Origin of the sequence: Shinella sp. HY16, assembly GCF_028534175.1 — a bacterium.
Taxonomy (GTDB): domain Bacteria; phylum Pseudomonadota; class Alphaproteobacteria; order Rhizobiales; family Rhizobiaceae; genus Shinella.
The window spans coordinates 3286262-3302792 of record NZ_JAHYXL010000001.1 but is presented as its reverse complement, the minus strand read 5'-3'; the positions used below and the strand labels follow the sequence as shown (position 1 = coordinate 3302792).

The window sequence follows — 16531 nt, the reverse complement described above, 5'->3', positions numbered from 1 at the left end:
GGTCCGGTCCTTACTTCAGCGGATCGAGCTTGCCGGTCTTGTAGGAATGGCCGGCCATGATCTTCTCGATCTCGTCAGACATGCCGTTCAGGGCGTCGATGGTCGTGATTTCGCCGGCGACGGCCCGGTTGAGCCCGAGCTCCAGCACCGAGATGACCTCGCTTGCCTCCGGGAACTGGTAGATGCCGACTGCATGCGGCAGGGCTTCGGCGAGCGGCTTCATCCAGCGATAGCGGCGCTCGTCGGCGATCGGTTCCTTGTAAACCGCCGCATTGACGGGAATGCCGCCGGCCTTGGCCGTCTCGAGCTGCGCGGCCTTTGTCTGGAACCAGCGCAGGAACTCCACGGCGGCGCGCTTGCGGTCGTCGGGCACGTTCCTGGAAATGCCGGCCAGCCAGTGGCCGAGGCCCGGCGAGGTGGGGATGCCTTCCACGGAAGGCGTCGGCGCCCACTCGACCTTGTCGACGATGGCCGACTTGTTCGGGTCGTCCATCTGAGACCAGGCGGCGATGACCATCATGATATGGGCGGAATGGCCGGTGACCATGGCCTGGATGACCTCGGCCTGGTCGGCGGCCGCCGTCTTCGGATGACCGGCCTCCTTGGCGAGTCGCACATAGTAGTCGAGCGCTTCGCGGCCGTGATCGGAGTTCAGCGTGACGGAGTAGTCGCCCGCCGACTGGTCCTTGAAGATGCCGCCGCCGAAACCGTAGAGATAGGGGTAGAAGTCGTAGGCGACGGTATGTGGCCCGCGCGCGCCGCGCTGCACGATGCCGTACATGCCCGGCGGGTTGTGGAACTTCTTCGCGTTGGCTTCAAGTTCCGCAAAGGTCTTCGGTGCCGAAAGGCCGGCCTCCTGATAGAGGTCGCCGCGATAGTAGAGCATCGGGATCAACGGCGAGACCGGCATCGACATCAGCTTGCCGACCTTGGTCATCGTCTTGTTGGCGGCGTCGTAATAGATCGTGTCGCCGAGTGTGTAAACGTCAGGGTCGAGCTTGAAGCCGGGGTCGATATCGGTGATGGCCTCCACGAAGCCGCCGGCATACATTTCGGCGAACCAGCCGGAATTCATGATCAGGATGTCGTACTGGCCCTCGCTTGCGCGCACGGAGTTGCGCTGCTTTTCAAGCGAGCCAGCGAAAGGGTTGACGTCAAGTTCCACCTTGTTGCCGGTCTCGGCCTCATAGGCCTCCACCGTCTTGCGGAAGCTTTCGAACCAGGGCGACTGGTTGATCACGATGGTGATCGGCGCGACGCTGGCGGCGTAGAGCGGTCGGAATGCGCTCGGCACAAGGCTGGCGCCTGCGGCCAGCCCCATGCCCTTGAGGACGTTGCGTCTTGGAATGCGGGTCGTAGAGGTCATCGATGAGTCTCCCATTGCCTCATGAATGTTCACTGCTTGCTTTCAACGTCGCGGAAAACGGAGGGCTTCTCCGCCTTCCTATTCGCAAAAGATCGGACTTGCCCAGTTCCACTGGCCATTGGCCTGGCGCATGCGGGCGTAGATCCAGTCGCCCTTGCGCAAGGGGTCGATGGCGAGCTTTCCGCGCCACTGCCATTGATGCGGGCGCGGCAGCGGATGCAGGCGGAAGGCGGGGCTGTCGATCGGGCCGAGATTGCCCGAAAGCGCGCCCTGGAGCAGACGCTCGGCGCTTACCTCGAAATTCTGGCCGTCGAGCACCAGTCGGACCTTCGCATCCGGTGTGATGCGGATGCGCGCCGCGATCGCCTGCATCGAGGCTGTGGTGTTGTTGGGGTTGGCGATCGAGCGGATCGCAAAGTCGATGCGGTTGCCGGAAAGGCGGATATCGTTTTCGTCCTTCGCGTCGCCGTCGCCCTCGAGCGGCGAGACCACTTCGGAACCGCGCAGGCGCGGCTCGACGGAGAGGATGTCGCCGCCGGCAAGTTCCAAAGAACCTTGCCAGTCGTGGAATTTTCCGCGCGCGCCCCAGCCGAGTTCCAGCACGAGCAGGGTTTCCATGCCGCTCCCGGCATTGTCGATCGGGTTTTGCTGCAGGTCCGGGGTCACCCGGCCGATGACATCGCCGTTGCGGATGAGGTCGATATAGTCGATGGCGCCGCCTGCGACCGCTTCGAGTTCAAGCGCAGCTTGGCCGCCGGCCGCAACGCTGCCGCCCTGCATGGTGTCGCCGATCGCAAAGAAGAGGTGGCTCGCATCGCCGGTAAGGGCATTGGTGCGGCGCCGGTGGATGCCGTTCCAGAGGGCCGTGCGGGAATTCTCCGGTGCATAGACGGCCGAGCGGCCATGGCCGTAGGAGCCGGGATAGCCGCTGTGATGGTCGGTATTGCCGAGAAAGCCGAAGCGTATGCCACGGTTGAGGCCATGGCGGGCGGTAGACTGGCCGTCGCTCGGGCCCATGGAGTGCAGGAACGGCCGGTCCATGACCGATGTCTCGGAACAGCCGTGCATGGAGATGATCTCCATGACCGGGGACAGGTCTTCGACGACCGTGTCCCAGTTCACGCCGCGCGCGCCAAGGCGGTAGCCGATATGGTGCGGAAAGGCGAAAACGCCGTCGCCATAGGTGGCGCGCAGCTTGGCATGCAGCTCGGCCGGCGTATCGGCCTTGATGACCTCCTGGCGGGCGATGTCGCGATAGACGATCGTGTAGTCGCCATGGGCGAAGGAATGGATTTCGTAACCTGGAAAGACGGTGAAGGCGCCGGGTTCGTCGGCTGCCGCCAGTGTATCGAAATGGGCATCCCACAGCTTTTCGAGCTTGGCGAAACCCTTGACGTGGAAATCGACGATATGGGCGACACGCGGGTCGTCGACCGGCATGTCGGGCCAGTAGGCGTGCCCCGTGACGGAGACGAAATCCAGCTGGCGGCGGGCGCGGCGCAAAGCCTGCTCGAGGCTGCCGTGGCCATAGGAAATGTCGCAGTGATTGTGGATGTCGCCATAGAACGGCCGGACGCCAAAGCGCGAGGCAAGTGGCTGTAGCCGTTCCGGCAGACGCTCACCCAACATATCGCACTCCTCCCCATTGCGAATGGCCAGGAAGCGTCGTGCTCCAGGCAAATTCGGCTGATACAATATGTATTGTACCGTAGCAGATGCATTTCTTGATGCAAGCGTGTTTTTGGGCTGATGATGCGTGTCGTCGTCCGGCTGGCGTGTGTCTGTCAGCGGGACGGTGCGCCGGTGCTTTCGCGGAACTCGGCAACGCAGTCGAGATAGACGATCTGGGGCGCCTCGCGCGGCGCTTCGATACGGTTGTGGATGACCTCGATCAGGCTCCTTGCGGCCGCCAGATACGAACTGCCGGCCATGCTCATGAAGCCGAAATGTTCGGTCGGAACGTCGTGGTGGCCGAGTACGACGAGGCTGAGGTCCTGCGGGCAGGAGATACCCATTTCGGTGAGGCATTGCCGGATGCCGAGCGAGTCGGAAATGCCGAGCGTTGCCATCGCCGTGAAAGGAAGCCGGCCGTGCCGGTCGACAAGTGCGCCGAGCGCTGTTTTCAAGGCGTCACCGACCCGCTGCGTGGGGTGCAGCACACCGCCGAGCGCGATGCTTTCGGTGTGCTCCCAGCCCGTCTTGTGGCGGCGGGCAATACGGTCGAAGGCGCGCCGCACGGAGAGGATCGGCTGCGCCATTGAATCCAGCGAAACCAGGGCGATGGAGCGGTGTCCCAGCTCCGAAAGATGCTCGAGCGCCAGGTCCAGCGCCTCCTCCCAGTCGGTGCCGACCCGGTCGATATCGACGCCTGCGACGGAGTTGCCGTCGACGACGAGGGCGCGCGTCTTGCCCTGGAGCAGATTGAGCAGCCGGATCGGGATGTTCTCGTAGTGGGACTGGAGGATCGCGGCGTCGAAATCCGGAACCGATGTCAGGATGTCCAGCAGATGGCCCGTATTGTGATAGGAGATCTGCACCACCTTGCTGCCGGTGCGCGACAGGTGCCCGACGATGTGGTTCTGCACCAGCACGCAGCGCTCGTTGAGGCTGGCATTCGACAGGATCAGAAGGCTGTCGAGGTGTCTGGCGGGGCCGGCGCCATCCGGCGTGGCCGCGTCGCCGTCCTTGACAACATAGGTTCCGCGGCCGACCTGCGAGGTGAGAAGCCCTTCTTCGCGCAGACGCGTCAGCGCCTCCTGCACGGTCGCCTGGCTGACCTGATGGCTGCGCATCAGCTCACGCACCGTCGGCAGCCGCGCGCCGTCGTCGAGTCGGGCAATCTGGTCCCTGAGGGACGCAAGGACCGCATGTGAAGAGGCTGCGCGCAAGGGTCTGCCCCGTTCGTCGATTCGTGTGTGTTTCTTGTTGCTTCTAACCGGATACATTTTGAATCCCGCCCCGGCAATCCCGCCGTTCCCGCGGATGGTCGGGGGAGGTGGGCCTCCTGTTCGTGTTTGATTGTATTATAGCGGATACAAATTGCACTTTACAATTTGATTTTCACGTATACGCTTGGCTTCCGGATCGGCAAAGACCGTCCGTCGCAGCGATCGGAAGGGGAGTCCGTCGTGTCGCAAAGCCAAGTCATCGAACGACGCAGCCCGGTCGGCCGGGCGGAAGGCCAGAATCCTGCCGGAACGGACTTCATCCGCATCGACAGTGCGCGCAAGGTGTTCACGCAGCGCAGCGGCGGCGCCGTTCCGGTGCTCGACAGCATCGATCTTTCCATCGCAGAGAACGAATTCGTTTCGTTCATCGGCCGCAGCGGCTGCGGCAAGACGACCCTCCTCAACATGATCGCCGGACTTGAGGACGTTTCGGCCGGCCGGATCACCATTGCCGGCAAGGTCGTCACCGGGCCGGGGCAGGGGCAGGGCGTCGTCTTCCAGCAGCATGCGCTGTTTCCCTGGCTGACGGCGATGGACAATGTCGCCTTCGGTTTCCGTAAATCCGGCCTTGCCAAGGCCGAGCGCCGGCGGCGCGCCCTGGAACTCCTGGCGCTCGTCGGCCTTGAAGCGGCGGCGGGGCGCTATCCGCGGGAAATGTCGGGCGGCATGCAGCAGCGCGTCTCCATTGCCCGCGCGCTGGCGCTCGATCCGCAGATCCTCCTGATGGACGAGCCCTTCGGTGCGCTCGACGAGCTGACGCGCATCGAACTGCAGCAGGAGCTGCTGCGTATCTGGGAGGCGCGGCGCAAAACGATCGTCTTCGTCACCCATTCGATCAGCGAGGCCTTGATGCTGTCGGACCGGATCGTGCTTCTGGCGCCCAATCCGGGACGTATCAAGCGCATCTTCCCTGTCGACCTGCCGCGTCCGCGCCTGCGCACCGATCCGACCTTCAATGCGCTCTATCAGGCCATCTGGAACGAGCTTTCGACATGACGCGCAAACTCGTCCGGACACTTCCGCCGCTTGCCGCCTTTGCGGCGCTCCTCCTCCTCTGGGAGGCTGGCGTGCGCTACGGTGTCCTCAAGCCCTACCAGTTCCCGCCCGTCAGCCGTATCGCGCAGGGTTTCGTCGAGTTGTCGACGACGGGCTTTCCGACCGGCGTCTCGATCTGGTCGCATGCACTGACCACCATCCTGCGTGTGCTGCAGGGCTACGGCGCGGCGCTGGTCCTTGCGATCCCGCTCGGTCTCGTCGTCGGCGCCCTGCCCGTCGTGGACAAGCTGACGGCACCGCTGATCGTCTTCTGCCGCTCGGTCGCGACGCTCAGCCTCCTGCCGCTGGTCATCGTCTGGTTCGGCGCGGGCGAGCTGACCAAGGTTTTTCTCATCGGCTACGGCTGCTTCTGGGTCATGCTGTCCAACGTGATTGCCGGCGTGCGCTATGTCGATCCGATGCTTGTCCGCGCGGCGCGTACTTTCGGGCTGAAGGGGCTGGAGCTCTATCGCAGCGTCGTGCTGCCCGCCGCCCTGCCGCGCGTCTTCGCCGGCGCGCGCATGGCGCTCGGCGTCGGCTTCATGGTCATCGTCGGGGCCGAGATGATCGGCACCATCGAGGGGCTCGGTGCGCTGATCATGGAGGCCCGTACCTTCTACCGCAGCGAGATCACCATCATCGGCATGCTGGTCATCGGCCTCATCGGCTTTGTCATCTCCGCCGGCCTGATGGCGCTGGAGCGCGCCATGCTGCCCTGGGCGGCTGAGCTCGAACGGGTGCGCCGATGAAGTCGTTTTCCTGCCTTTCCGCAGCAAGCGACCTGACCCTCGGCGTCATCGGCGCGGTCCTTGCCGTCGCCGCCTGGGAAATCAGCGCCCGCACCGGGCTGATCGATCCGGCGATCTTCCCGAGCCCGTCGCTCGCGATCCGCGCCGCGGCCGAGCGCCTGACGGCTGAAACTGTCGCCGACAACCTGTTCTGGAGCCTGCTGCGCGTCTTTTCCGGCTTCCTGCTCGGTGCGCTGGCGGGTGCGGCAGTCGGCATCGCGGCGGGCTGGTATCGTGGCTTCGGCGCCATCGCGCGGCCGCTGATCGAGCTGCTGCGCCCGATCCCGCCGCTCGCCTGGATCCCGCTTGCGATCATCTGGTTCGGTCTCGGCGAGCCATCGAAGTTCTTCATCATCTTCCTCGGCGCCTTCTTCCCGGTCGTCACGGCCGCTTATCAGGGTATGCGCAGCATCGATCCTATGCTGCTGAAGGCGGCGCAGACCTTCGGTCTCAGCGGCGTGCCGCTTCTCCTGCGTGTCGCCGTACCGGCCGCCGCGCCCGATCTGGCAACGGGCGTGCGTATCGGCTGGGGGCTGAGCTTCGGGGTGCTGGTCGCCGCCGAGCTGATCGCCGCCGACCGGGGGCTTGGCTACATGATCATCAACGAGCGCAACACCGGTGGTTCCGTTGGCGTCATCGTCGTCGGCATCCTGCTCATCGGCGCGCTCAACCTTATCACCGATGCGGCGATCGGCGCTGCGATCAAACGCTGGATCGGGCGCTGGCGCGGCGCCTGAACGCAGACCTCATTCACACAACAAGAGGGAGAACCACATGCGCATCGTCTTGAAATCCCTGATATCCGCCGCCATGGCCGGCCTGCTCCTTGCAGCCGGCCCGTCCGCCGCCGCGGGGGTTGAAACTGACACGCTGTCCATCAGCATCGGTCCAGACCTGCCGTTCCTCGTCCATATCGTTGCCAAGGAGAAAGGCTGGTTTGACGAGGCCGGCTTCAAGACCGTCGAGTTCAAGACCTTCGCGTCCGGCAATCTCGCCGGTGAGGCGCTGCTCGCCGACGAGATCCAGCTCTGGACGCCCGGCAACCTGCCGCCGGTCTCGATGGCGCACAATGGCGTACCCGTCGTGATCCTCGGCACGAATGCCGTCAGCCACGGGTTGGAAAAGATCGTGGTCCGCAAGGATGCCGGCGTCGAGAATCCGGAGGACCTCGCAAAGGTGAAGTTCGGCCTGCTGGTCTCCTCCACCTCGGGCGCCCTGCTTGCCAATGTCGCCAAGCACTACGGCCTCGATGCCGCAAAGCTCCAGACAGTGAACCTTGCGCCGCCGGAGGCCATGGCCGCCATGGCCAACAACGAGATCCAGGGCATCATCTTCTGGGAGCCCTTCCCTTATCGTGCGGTGCAGGAGCAGGGCGCCAAGATCGTGCATACGGGCACGAAGAGCTTCTTTGCCAAGAACAGCGGCGAGGATGTCGCCGTCTCCAACAACCGAACCGTCTGGGTCGCCTCGCAGGATTGGGTGCGCGCCCATCCCGTCGCGACGGAGGCGCTGGTGAAGGTTCTCACCAAGGCACAAGCCTATGTCGCCAACCCCGCCAACAAGGACGAGGTCCTGAAGATCTTCTCCGACTTCCAGAAGCAGCCGGTCGAGATGAACACTACGCTTCTCGGCGACTACACCTTCAAGCCGGATATCGATACGTCCTATGTCGAGGACATGGCGGCAATTGCCGACTACCTCAAGGCGACGAACCGTATTCCAGGCGAGGCGAAGGACGTGCTCACGTACACCTACACCGCCCCACTGAAGGCGGCGAACGCCGCAGCTGTGTCGGTTGAGGGCCAATGGGCGCCCTGACCTCCTGAAGAAACCGGGCGCCTGCCATGGCGGGCGTTCCCTTGTCACCCAAGCGGATTGATCATCATGTCCCGTTCGGCTGCCGATCGGATCGCCGTCGCTGTCATCGGCGCGGGTTTCATCGCCGACTACCACATCAACGGTCTTCGTGCCGCCGGCGGGGCCGATATCGCCGTTCTTGCCGGAAGGCGAGCGGAGGCAACAGAGGCGAAGGCTGCGGCGCTCGGCATCGGCCGGGCCGAGACCGATTATCGCCGCGTGCTGGACGACGGCGCAATTGACGCCGTCGTCATCGCGACGCCCGACGACACGCATGAGCGTATCGCGATCGATGCGCTGGGGGCTGGCAAGCGGGTGCTCCTGCAGAAGCCGATGGCGCTCTCCAGCGAACAATGCCGTGCCATCCTCGCCGCAGATGAGCGGGCGGGACGGCACCTTACCGTCAGTTTCATGCATCGTTATTTTCCCGAGGTGCGCTGGCTGCGCAGCCAGATCGAGGCCGGTATGCTTGGCGCCATCCACTCCGTGCGCCTTCGCAACGCCACGCCGGGAGCGGACTGGAACGACTGGTTCTTCAAGCCCGGCAACGTTTCGGGCGGCGTCGTCATGCAGCTCGGGGTGCATGGCATCGACCTCACGCAACATCTCCTCGGCCCGATTGAGTCTGTTGCCGCCGACATGATGACGGCGCGGCCTGAGCGCCGGCTGGCCGACGGGAGAACGGTGCGGACGGAGCTCGAAGACAATGTACTCGCTACCTACAGGGTAGCCGGCGGCACACGGGTGAGCCATGAGATGAGCTACACCGAACTTGCCGGATGTGACCGTTTCCGCCTGGAGCTCTATGCCGAGCATGGCACGGTCTGGCTGCGCACCGAGCGTGGCGGAGCAGCCATCAACGCGCCATCCGTTACCGGCATGGCGGGCTGGTCGGGGCCCGACCTGCCGGATGAGCCGCTTGGTGCGGCCCATCATCGCCACTGGTTGTCGACTGTGCGTGGCGAGGCGCCGGCCGACGACACGGCCGCCGCCGGGCTGCGCTCGATCGAGGTGGCGGAAACACTTTATGCAGCAGCGCAGGCCGGCACGCGAATGCCGGTCGGCGGGGAAGGGGAGAAGGCCGGATGCGCCTTAAGATCGCGATACTCGGCGTCGAGCACTACCACGCCAACTTCTGGACCCGTGCCTTTCTGGAGCGGCCCGAGGTGAAGGTCGTCGGCGTCTGGGATGCGTCCGAAACGGCGGCTGCGGACTTTGCCGCCCGTCACGGCCTTGAGGTTGCACACGATCTTGCGACCCTCATCCGCAAGAGCCACGCGGTCGCCATCTGCTCGGCGACGGATGCGCATTTGCCACTGGTGGAGGCCGCCGCCGCGGCCGGCCGGCCGGTGCTTTGCGAAAAGCCGCTCGGCATCGATCAGGCGCAGTGCGATGCCATCGCCGACGTGGTGGCGCGCACGGGCATCCGCTTCATGCAGAGTTTCCCGAAGCGCTTCGATCCCGCCAACCATGAGATCGCGCGCCTCCTGAAAGAGAAGACGCTTGGCCGGATAACGCTGTGCCGTGTGCGACACGGCCACAGTCACGGCCTGACGGAGAACTTCCGCTCTGCCTGGTTCGTCGATCCGGCGCGCTCGGGCGGCGGCACGCTGCTCGACGAAGGCGTGCACGCTGCTGATTTCCTGCGCTGGATGTTCGGCGAGCCGGAAACCGCCTATGCCACCCTCTCCTCCACGCTCGGCCTGCTGGTGGAGGATACGGCAGTCGCCACCTTCCGCTATGCGGATGGCATGATTGCCGAGGTGACGACGAGCTGGTGTTTTGCCGGCGCCGATACATCGATCGAGATCTACGGCACGGAAGGATCGATCCTGCTTTCCGGCGTGGACATTGCCTCGCGTCCGACACGCGAGACCGATTTTTTGCGTGTTTTCCGGCGCGGCGAGGAGGGGGGATGGTCGGCCTCGCCGATCGTGCCTTCGTTCAAGACGGGCGTGTTTCACGAGCATGTCGCCTGGGCTTTCGTCGATGCCCTGAAGCACGGTGGTCCGATGCCCGTCACCGTGGAAGACGGTCGCAGGGCCTTCGCGATGATCGATGCGGCCTATCGGGCCGCTGCCGCTGGCACGGCCCAGCCGATTGCACGATAGGCGGATCCCCATGCTTGCACTTGCCTGCGATATCGGCGGAACCAATACCCGCCTTGGCCTCGTTCGTGACGGCGTCCTGCTCTCCGAGAGCACGGGCAGTTATGCCAATGATGATTTCGAGGACTTTTATGCCGTGGCGGCGGCGTTCCTGCGCGAGCGCGGGGAAAGCCGCGTCGACCGTGTCTGCATCGCACTTGCGGCCGTGGCGACGGCCGAAGGGGCCACGCTGACGAACCGGGACTGGACCATCAGACGAGATCGCGTGGCGTTGACCTCCGGTGCTGACCGGGTCGATTTCATCAACGATTTCGAGGCGCTCGGCTACGCGATGGGTCAGGTGGAAAGGCTGGAGACGCAATGCCTGACGCCGGGCAGGGCATCCGGGCAGCCGGGGCCACGGCTGGTGCTCGGTGCCGGTACGGGCTTCAATGCTTCGGCCTGGTGCCCCTCCCGTTTTGGTGGAGCGCCCCATGTCGTGGCGGCGGAATGCGGGCACATGACGCTGCCGCTCGCCGGCGAAGTGGAGTTTTCGCTGCAGGGCGCGCTTTCGGTGGGGCGCGGGCGGGCGTCGGTGGAGCGTGCCCTGTCGGGCCGCGGCCTCTTCGAGATCTATCAATGGCAATGCGCCCAAGCCAGGCGCGGGCCCCTTGCAACGACTGCGGTTGAGGTGTCGCGGCTTGCGGTCGCGAAGGCGGACAGGGACTGTGAAGAGGCAGGTCATGTGTTCATGCGCCTGCTCGGGCGGGTCTGCGGTGATCTTGCGCTCGCCTATCTGCCCTTTTCGGGCGTCTATCTCTCGGGCGGCGTCTCCCGCGCCTTTGCCGGGCCTCTCGCGCAAGATCAGACGTTCCTCGAAGCCTTCCTGGCGAAGGGCCGTCAGGCGGATTTCATGGAAAGCTTCCCCGTTCACCTGCTTCTTGACGACCGCACGGCACTTCAGGGTTGCGCGGAATGGTTGCGTCTTTCGGCCGTGTGATGCGAGCGGTGCCGCACCGCTTTCGTTAGCAAAGGCTTTCATATTGCTTGGCAATCGTCATTCCTGTCGTTCCCGCAGGAGTGGCGCCGGGTGATTTCCCCTGTATCGTCCTGAAGGGGGATTGTCTTTGCCGTCGATATCGTGATTGAATTTTAAAAATGGCATCGGGTGCACGCGCGTGCATGGGCGCCAAGGGAAAATCGTGTGAAACGGGGAACTGGAATGATCAGGGAAAACATCACCGTACGCGTTCGTCCGCTGCTTGCCGGCGTAGCCTTTTCGTTGTTGTTAGCGTCCGGCGGCGTGGCGCCGGCCTTTGCCGAGACGCCGGCCGATACGCTGGTGCAGGCCTGGGCGATCGATGACACGATCACGCTCGACCCGGCCGAATCCTTCGAGCTGAGCCCTGCCGAATTCCTCGGCAACGGTTATGACATGCTGGTGCGCCTTGATGTTGCGGATACGACCAAGGTCAAGGGTGGCATCGCCGAGAGCTGGGAGGTCTCCGAGGACGGCCTGACCTATACGTTCAAGCTGAAGCCCGGCATCAAATTCGCGTCCGGCAACCCGGTCACCGCCGAGGACGTCGCCTGGTCGTTCGAGCGTGTCGTCAAGCTCGACAAAAGCCCGGCCTTCATCCTCACCCAGTTCGGCCTGACCGGCGACAATGTCGCCGAAAAAGCCAAGGCAGTGGACGCGGGCACATTCGTCTTCACCGTCGACAAGGCCTATGCGCCGAGCTTCGTGCTCAACTGCCTCACCGCGACGGTGGGCGCGGTGCTCGACAAGAAGCTTGTCATGGAGCATGCCGAAGCCAAGACGCCGAGCGACGAATACAAGTACGATACCGATTTCGGCTATGCATGGCTGAAGACCAACTATGCCGGCTCCGGCCCGTTCAAGATTCGCGACTGGCGCGCCAACGAAATCCTCGTGATGGAGCGCAACGACAACTACTACGGTGACAAGCCGGCGCTCACCCGCGTCATTTACCGCCACGTCAAGGAAAGCGCGACCCAGCGCCTGATGCTCGAGGCCGGCGATATTGACGTCGCGCGTAACCTCGAGCCGGGCGATTTCGAGGCCGTTTCCAAGAATGCCGATCTTGCCACCACCAGCGCGGCAAAGGGCACGGTCTACTATATCAGCCTCAACCAGAAGAACGAGAACCTCTCCAAGCCGGAAGTGCGCGAGGCGCTCAAATATCTCGTCGATTATGATGCGATCGGTGCCACGCTGATCAAGGGTATCGGCGAGATTCGCCAGACCTATCAGGCCAAGGGCGTGCTCGGTGCGCTCGATGCGAGCCCTTACAAGTTCGACGTTGCCAAGGCGAAGGAGCTTCTGGAAAAGGCGGGCCTGAAGGACGGCTTCTCCGTCACCTTCGACGTGCGCAACACGCAGCCCGTGACCGGCATTGCCGAATCCTTCCAGCAGACCGCCGGCCAGGCCGGTGTGAAGGTCGAGATTATTCCTGGAGATGGTAAGCAGACGCTGACCAAGTACCGCGCCCGCAACCACGATATGTATATCGGCCAGTGGGGCATGGATTACTGGGATCCGAACTCGAACGCGGAAGCCTTCACGTCGAACCCCGACAATGGCGACGAGGCCTCGGTCAAGACGCTGGCCTGGCGTAACGCATGGGATATCCCTGAGCTGACCGCAGAGGCGAAAGCTGCGCTTCTGGAGCGCGACAACGACAAGCGCGCCGAGATGTACAAGAAGCTGCAGCAGCAGGCGCTGGATACAAGCCCCTTCGTCATGATCTTCCAGCAGACCGAAGTGGCCGGTGTGCGCGGCGCGGTGAAGAACTACAAGCTCGGCCCGACCATGGACACGAACTTCCTCGCCACCGTGTCCAAGGAATGACCCGGAAGGATCGGTTCCTTGAGCACTGCTGAAAGACAAATGCCGGCAAGGCGCGCCAACCGGCGCGCCTTTGCGACCCTCAAGTCGATCGCCGGCTTCGTCGTGGTCGTCGCCACCACCTATCTCGGCCTTCTCGCCGTCACCTTCTTCATCGGCCGTGTCGTGCCGATCGATCCGGTGTTGGCGATCGTCGGTGACCGGGCGCCCGCCCATGTCGTTGAACGCGTGCGGCAGGAAATGGGCTTTAACCTGCCCTACTACCAGCAGTTCTTCCTCTATGTGAAAGGCGTGCTGCAGGGCGACTTCGGCACCTCGGTGCTTACCACCAATCCGGTGATGACCGATATTCGCCGCGTTTTCCCGGCGACCATGGAACTTGCCACCGTCGGTACGCTCATCGGGGCGTTCTTCGGCATTCCGCTCGGAGTGCTCGCGGCCGTCCGGCGCGGCAGTCTTGCCGACCAGATCGTGCGCATCGTCGGCCTCGTTGGCTACTCGGTGCCGATCTTCTGGCTCGGCCTCCTTGCCCTCCTGGTGTTCTATGCCCGTCTTGGCTGGACGTCCGGTCCCGGCCGCATCGATGTGGTGTTCGAATATACCTTCACGCCGATCACCGGCTTTTTCCTGCTCGACGCGATCCTCAACCGCGACTGGGCGGCTTTCCGCGACATCGTCTCGCATATCGTGCTGCCGGGGTCGCTGCTCGGCTATTTCTCGCTTGCCTATATCAGCCGCATGACGCGGTCCTTCATGCTGAATGAACTCGGCCAGGAGTACATCGTCGCGGCGCGCGCCAAGGGCCTGTCGGAAACCCGCATTATCTGGGGCCATGCGCTGCGCAACGCGGCCGTGCCGCTCGTTACGGTGATCGCGCTCTCCTATGCCGGCCTGCTGGAGGGCTCGGTGCTGACGGAGACCGTCTTCGCCTGGCCGGGCCTCGGCCTCTACATCACCAATTCGCTGCAGAATGCCGACATGAACGCGGTTCTCGGCGGTACCATCGTCATCGGTTCCGTCTTCATCGCCATCAACCTGTTATCCGACGTGCTCTACCGCATGCTCGATCCGCGGACGAGGACACGATGAACGAGACTGCCATGACCCGCCGCGAATGGCTTTTGACCGACCGGCCGCAATCGCGCCTGCAGGCCCGGCTCGGCCGCGCCTATGTCACCTGGCGGCGGTTTGCCGCCAACCGGCTTGCCGTTATCGGCTTACTGATTATCCTCGCACTGATCGTGCTTGCGGTTTTCGCGCCGCTGCTTGCGCCGCATTCGCCCTATGTCGGGGATCTTGCCAAGTCTCGCCTGCTGTCGCCGGACGCCACCCATTGGCTCGGCACGGACGACCAGGGCCGCGATATCCTTTCGCGCCTCATCTACGGCTCGCGCCTGACGCTTCAGGTCGTGCTGCTGGTTGCCATCATCGCCGCGCCGCTCGGCCTTCTGGTCGGCACCGTCGCCGGTTATGCCGGCGGCTGGGTGGATGCCGTGCTGATGCGCATCACCGACATCTTCCTCGCCTTCCCGAAGCTCGTGCTGGCGCTCGCCTTCGTCGCGGCGCTCGGGCCCGGCATCGGCAATGCCATCATCGCCATTGCCATCACCTCCTGGCCGCCCTATGCGCGCATTGCCCGCGCCGAGACGCTGACGGTGCGAAACTCCGACTATATCTCGGCCGTGCGGCTGATGGGCGCCTCGCCCTGGCGCATCGTGCTGCGCCACATCATGCCGCTCTGCATCTCCTCGCTTATCGTGCGCGTGACGCTCGACATGGCGGGCATCATCCTGACGGCGGCAGGCCTCGGCTTCCTCGGTCTCGGCGCGCAGCCGCCGCTGCCGGAATGGGGCGCGATGATCGCCTCTGGCCGCCGCTTCATCCTCGACCAGTGGTGGGTGGCCGCCATGCCGGGTTTTGCCATCCTCGTCGTCAGCCTCGGCTTCAACCTCTTGGGCGATGGCCTGCGCGATGCGCTGGATCCCCGCGGGAGCAGCCAATGAGCGCGCTTCTCGACGTCAAGGAGCTGCGCGTCACGTTCCCCACCCGCACCGGCGTAGTCGAGGCGGTGCGTGGCGTGTCCTTCACGCTCGGCCGAGAACGGCTCGGCATTGTCGGCGAAAGCGGCTCGGGCAAGTCGCAGACCGGCCGCGCCATCATGGGGCTGACGCCGGAGCACGGCCGGATCTCGGCGGAAAAGCTGGATTTCAACGGCATCGATCTCACCGCGGCCTCGAAGGCGGAGCGGCGCGCCCTGCGCGGCAAACGCATCGCCATGATCCTGCAGGATCCGAAATATTCGCTCAATCCGGTCATGAGCATCGGCCGCCAGATCATCGAGACGCTGCGCACACACGAGCCGGTCGGCAAGGCGGAAGCGCGCAGGCGAGCGCTCGACATGCTGGCCGCCGTGCAGATTCGCGACCCCGAACGTGTCTTCGACCTTTATCCGCACGAGGTCTCCGGCGGTATGGGCCAGCGCGCGATGATCGCCATGATGCTGGTGGCGGGACCGGAGCTTTTGATCGCCGACGAACCGACCTCGGCGCTCGACGTGACCGTCCAGCTCGAAGTACTCGGCATCCTCCACCGGCTGGTCGCCGATCGCGGTATGGGGCTGATCTTCATCTCGCACGATCTCAGGCTGGTGTCGTCTTTCTGCGACCGGGTCATCGTCATGTATGCCGGGCGCATCGTCGAGGAATTGCCGGCCTCCCGGCTTTCCGAGGCCGAGCACCCCTATACGCGGGGCCTGCTCAACTGCATGCCGAAGATCGGTGTCGACCGGCATCCCTTGCCGGTTCTCGACCGCAAGCCGGAGTGGGCGCTATGACCGCGGCTCTTGCCATCGACGGCCTCAGCGTCGTCTTCGACGATTTCGTCGCCCTTGAGAATGTCAGCCTCGTGGTGGCGCCGGGCGAATCTTTCGGGCTGGTCGGCGAATCCGGCTCCGGCAAGTCGACGCTGCTGCGGGCGGTTGCCGGGCTCGCGCCGGTTTCCGGTGGCACGATCAGCGTCGACGGCAAGGTGCTTGGCGACAAGCGCGACAAAGCTTTTTATCGACAGGTGCAGATGGTGTTTCAGGATCCCTATGGATCGCTGCACCCGCGCCAGACGGTCGACCGGCTGTTGCTGGAACCGCTCGCCATCCACGGCTTCGACAATTCTGAAAGCCGCATCGTGCGGGCGCTGGACGAGGTGGGGCTCGGCGCGAGCTTCCGCTTCCGCTATTCGCACCAGCTTTCCGGCGGCCAGCGCCAGCGCGTGGCGATCGCCCGGGCCCTGATCCTCGAACCGTCCATCCTGCTGCTCGACGAGCCGACCTCCGCACTCGATGCCTCGGTGCAGGCCGAGGTGCTGAACCTGCTCGAACAGGTGCGCGCGGCGCGCAAGCTCACTTTCGTCATGGTCAGCCACGACCTTGCCGTCGTCACCCATATGTGCGACCGGCTGATGGTCATGCAGCACGGGCAGGCGGTGGAACAACTCGCCTCCACGGACCTTGCGGCGCACCGGGTGACGAAGGACTATACGCGCAGCCTGCTCACGGCCAGCGAAGGCTTCCGCCGCAACGGCTGACC

The 16531-nt window shown here is 64.3% G+C and carries 15 protein-coding genes; 12 read left to right on the top strand and 3 right to left on the bottom strand.

Translation table 11 applies throughout. The features are described from left to right. Window positions 1-10: 10 nt before the first annotated feature. The 3 genes from K0P03_RS16285 to K0P03_RS16275 form a co-directional block, all read right to left on the bottom strand. Window positions 11-1366 (bottom strand): extracellular solute-binding protein, encoded by a 1356-nt coding sequence (locus K0P03_RS16285; protein ID WP_272790107.1) that lies wholly within the window; start codon window positions 1364-1366, stop codon window positions 11-13. 78 nt (window positions 1367-1444) lie between these two features. After that, a complete protein-coding gene (locus K0P03_RS16280) occupies window positions 1445-2995 on the bottom strand; it encodes a hypothetical protein (RefSeq protein WP_272790106.1) in 1551 nt (516 codons plus the stop codon). 155 nt (window positions 2996-3150) lie between these two features. Continuing rightward, window positions 3151-4254 carry a GntR family transcriptional regulator gene (locus K0P03_RS16275; protein WP_272790105.1) on the bottom strand — a complete coding sequence of 368 codons (1104 nt, stop codon included), beginning with the start codon at window positions 4252-4254 and terminating at the stop codon, window positions 3151-3153. A gap of 240 nt (window positions 4255-4494) precedes the next feature. On the opposite strand from K0P03_RS16275, the gene K0P03_RS16270 reads away from it, so the two are divergent. The 12 genes from K0P03_RS16270 (at window position 4495) to K0P03_RS16215 (ending at window position 16529) form a co-directional block, all read left to right on the top strand. Continuing rightward, on the top strand, window positions 4495-5310 hold the full coding sequence (locus K0P03_RS16270; RefSeq protein ID WP_272790104.1) for an ABC transporter ATP-binding protein: 816 nt from the start codon (window positions 4495-4497) through the stop codon (window positions 5308-5310). After that, window positions 5307-6098: an ABC transporter permease gene (locus K0P03_RS16265; protein WP_272790103.1), complete on the top strand. Its 792-nt coding sequence runs from the start codon at window positions 5307-5309 to the stop codon at window positions 6096-6098. Before K0P03_RS16270 ends, K0P03_RS16265 begins: the two co-directional genes overlap by 4 nt. Further along, window positions 6095-6874 carry an ABC transporter permease gene (locus K0P03_RS16260; protein ID WP_272790102.1) on the top strand — a complete coding sequence of 260 codons (780 nt, stop codon included), beginning with the start codon at window positions 6095-6097 and terminating at the stop codon, window positions 6872-6874. Before K0P03_RS16265 ends, K0P03_RS16260 begins: the two co-directional genes overlap by 4 nt. A 37-nt stretch (window positions 6875-6911) precedes the next feature. After that, window positions 6912-7955 (top strand): ABC transporter substrate-binding protein, encoded by a 1044-nt coding sequence (locus K0P03_RS16255; protein ID WP_272790101.1) that lies wholly within the window; start codon window positions 6912-6914, stop codon window positions 7953-7955. A gap of 66 nt (window positions 7956-8021) precedes the next feature. Then, window positions 8022-9164 carry a Gfo/Idh/MocA family protein gene (locus K0P03_RS16250; RefSeq protein WP_272790100.1) on the top strand — a complete coding sequence of 381 codons (1143 nt, stop codon included), beginning with the start codon at window positions 8022-8024 and terminating at the stop codon, window positions 9162-9164. Beyond that, entirely contained in the window at window positions 9080-10105 is a 1026-nt protein-coding gene (locus tag K0P03_RS16245; RefSeq protein WP_272790099.1) for a Gfo/Idh/MocA family protein, read from the top strand. The genes K0P03_RS16250 and K0P03_RS16245 overlap by 85 nt, the downstream gene beginning before the upstream one ends. Window positions 10106-10115: 10 nt before the next feature. After that, on the top strand, window positions 10116-11081 hold the full coding sequence (locus K0P03_RS16240) for a glucokinase (RefSeq protein WP_272790098.1): 966 nt from the start codon (window positions 10116-10118) through the stop codon (window positions 11079-11081). A gap of 222 nt (window positions 11082-11303) precedes the next feature. Beyond that, window positions 11304-12953 carry an ABC transporter substrate-binding protein gene (locus tag K0P03_RS16235; RefSeq protein ID WP_024271297.1) on the top strand — a complete coding sequence of 550 codons (1650 nt, stop codon included), beginning with the start codon at window positions 11304-11306 and terminating at the stop codon, window positions 12951-12953. A gap of 39 nt (window positions 12954-12992) precedes the next feature. Next, window positions 12993-14039, top strand: a complete 1047-nt coding sequence (locus K0P03_RS16230; protein ID WP_272790496.1) for an ABC transporter permease — start codon at window positions 12993-12995, stop codon at window positions 14037-14039. Further along, window positions 14036-14953, top strand: a complete 918-nt coding sequence (gene nikC, locus K0P03_RS16225; protein WP_023517214.1) for a nickel transporter permease — start codon at window positions 14036-14038, stop codon at window positions 14951-14953. The genes K0P03_RS16230 and nikC overlap by 4 nt, the downstream gene beginning before the upstream one ends. Beyond that, window positions 14950-15783, top strand: coding sequence for an ABC transporter ATP-binding protein (locus K0P03_RS16220; RefSeq protein WP_050743624.1), 834 nt, complete (start codon window positions 14950-14952; stop codon window positions 15781-15783). The genes nikC and K0P03_RS16220 overlap by 4 nt, the downstream gene beginning before the upstream one ends. Next, window positions 15780-16529 carry an ABC transporter ATP-binding protein gene (locus K0P03_RS16215; protein WP_272790097.1) on the top strand — a complete coding sequence of 250 codons (750 nt, stop codon included), beginning with the start codon at window positions 15780-15782 and terminating at the stop codon, window positions 16527-16529. Before K0P03_RS16220 ends, K0P03_RS16215 begins: the two co-directional genes overlap by 4 nt. Window positions 16530-16531 lie beyond the last annotated feature (2 nt).

Coding starts and splice junctions, on each gene's coding strand:
- K0P03_RS16245 (WP_272790099.1), top strand. CDS start 9,080: ATGCGCCTTAAGATCGCGATACTCGGCGTCGAGCACTACCACGCCAAC.
- K0P03_RS16220 (WP_050743624.1), top strand. CDS start 14,950: ATGAGCGCGCTTCTCGACGTCAAGGAGCTGCGCGTCACGTTCCCCACC.
- K0P03_RS16250 (WP_272790100.1), top strand. CDS start 8,022: ATGTCCCGTTCGGCTGCCGATCGGATCGCCGTCGCTGTCATCGGCGCG.
- K0P03_RS16240 (WP_272790098.1), top strand. CDS start 10,116: ATGCTTGCACTTGCCTGCGATATCGGCGGAACCAATACCCGCCTTGGC.
- K0P03_RS16230 (WP_272790496.1), top strand. CDS start 12,993: ATGCCGGCAAGGCGCGCCAACCGGCGCGCCTTTGCGACCCTCAAGTCG.
- K0P03_RS16285 (WP_272790107.1), bottom strand. CDS start 1,366: ATGACCTCTACGACCCGCATTCCAAGACGCAACGTCCTCAAGGGCATG.
- K0P03_RS16260 (WP_272790102.1), top strand. CDS start 6,095: ATGAAGTCGTTTTCCTGCCTTTCCGCAGCAAGCGACCTGACCCTCGGC.
- K0P03_RS16280 (WP_272790106.1), bottom strand. CDS start 2,995: ATGTTGGGTGAGCGTCTGCCGGAACGGCTACAGCCACTTGCCTCGCGC.
- K0P03_RS16265 (WP_272790103.1), top strand. CDS start 5,307: ATGACGCGCAAACTCGTCCGGACACTTCCGCCGCTTGCCGCCTTTGCG.
- K0P03_RS16235 (WP_024271297.1), top strand. CDS start 11,304: ATGATCAGGGAAAACATCACCGTACGCGTTCGTCCGCTGCTTGCCGGC.
- K0P03_RS16215 (WP_272790097.1), top strand. CDS start 15,780: ATGACCGCGGCTCTTGCCATCGACGGCCTCAGCGTCGTCTTCGACGAT.
- K0P03_RS16255 (WP_272790101.1), top strand. CDS start 6,912: ATGCGCATCGTCTTGAAATCCCTGATATCCGCCGCCATGGCCGGCCTG.
- nikC (WP_023517214.1), top strand. CDS start 14,036: ATGAACGAGACTGCCATGACCCGCCGCGAATGGCTTTTGACCGACCGG.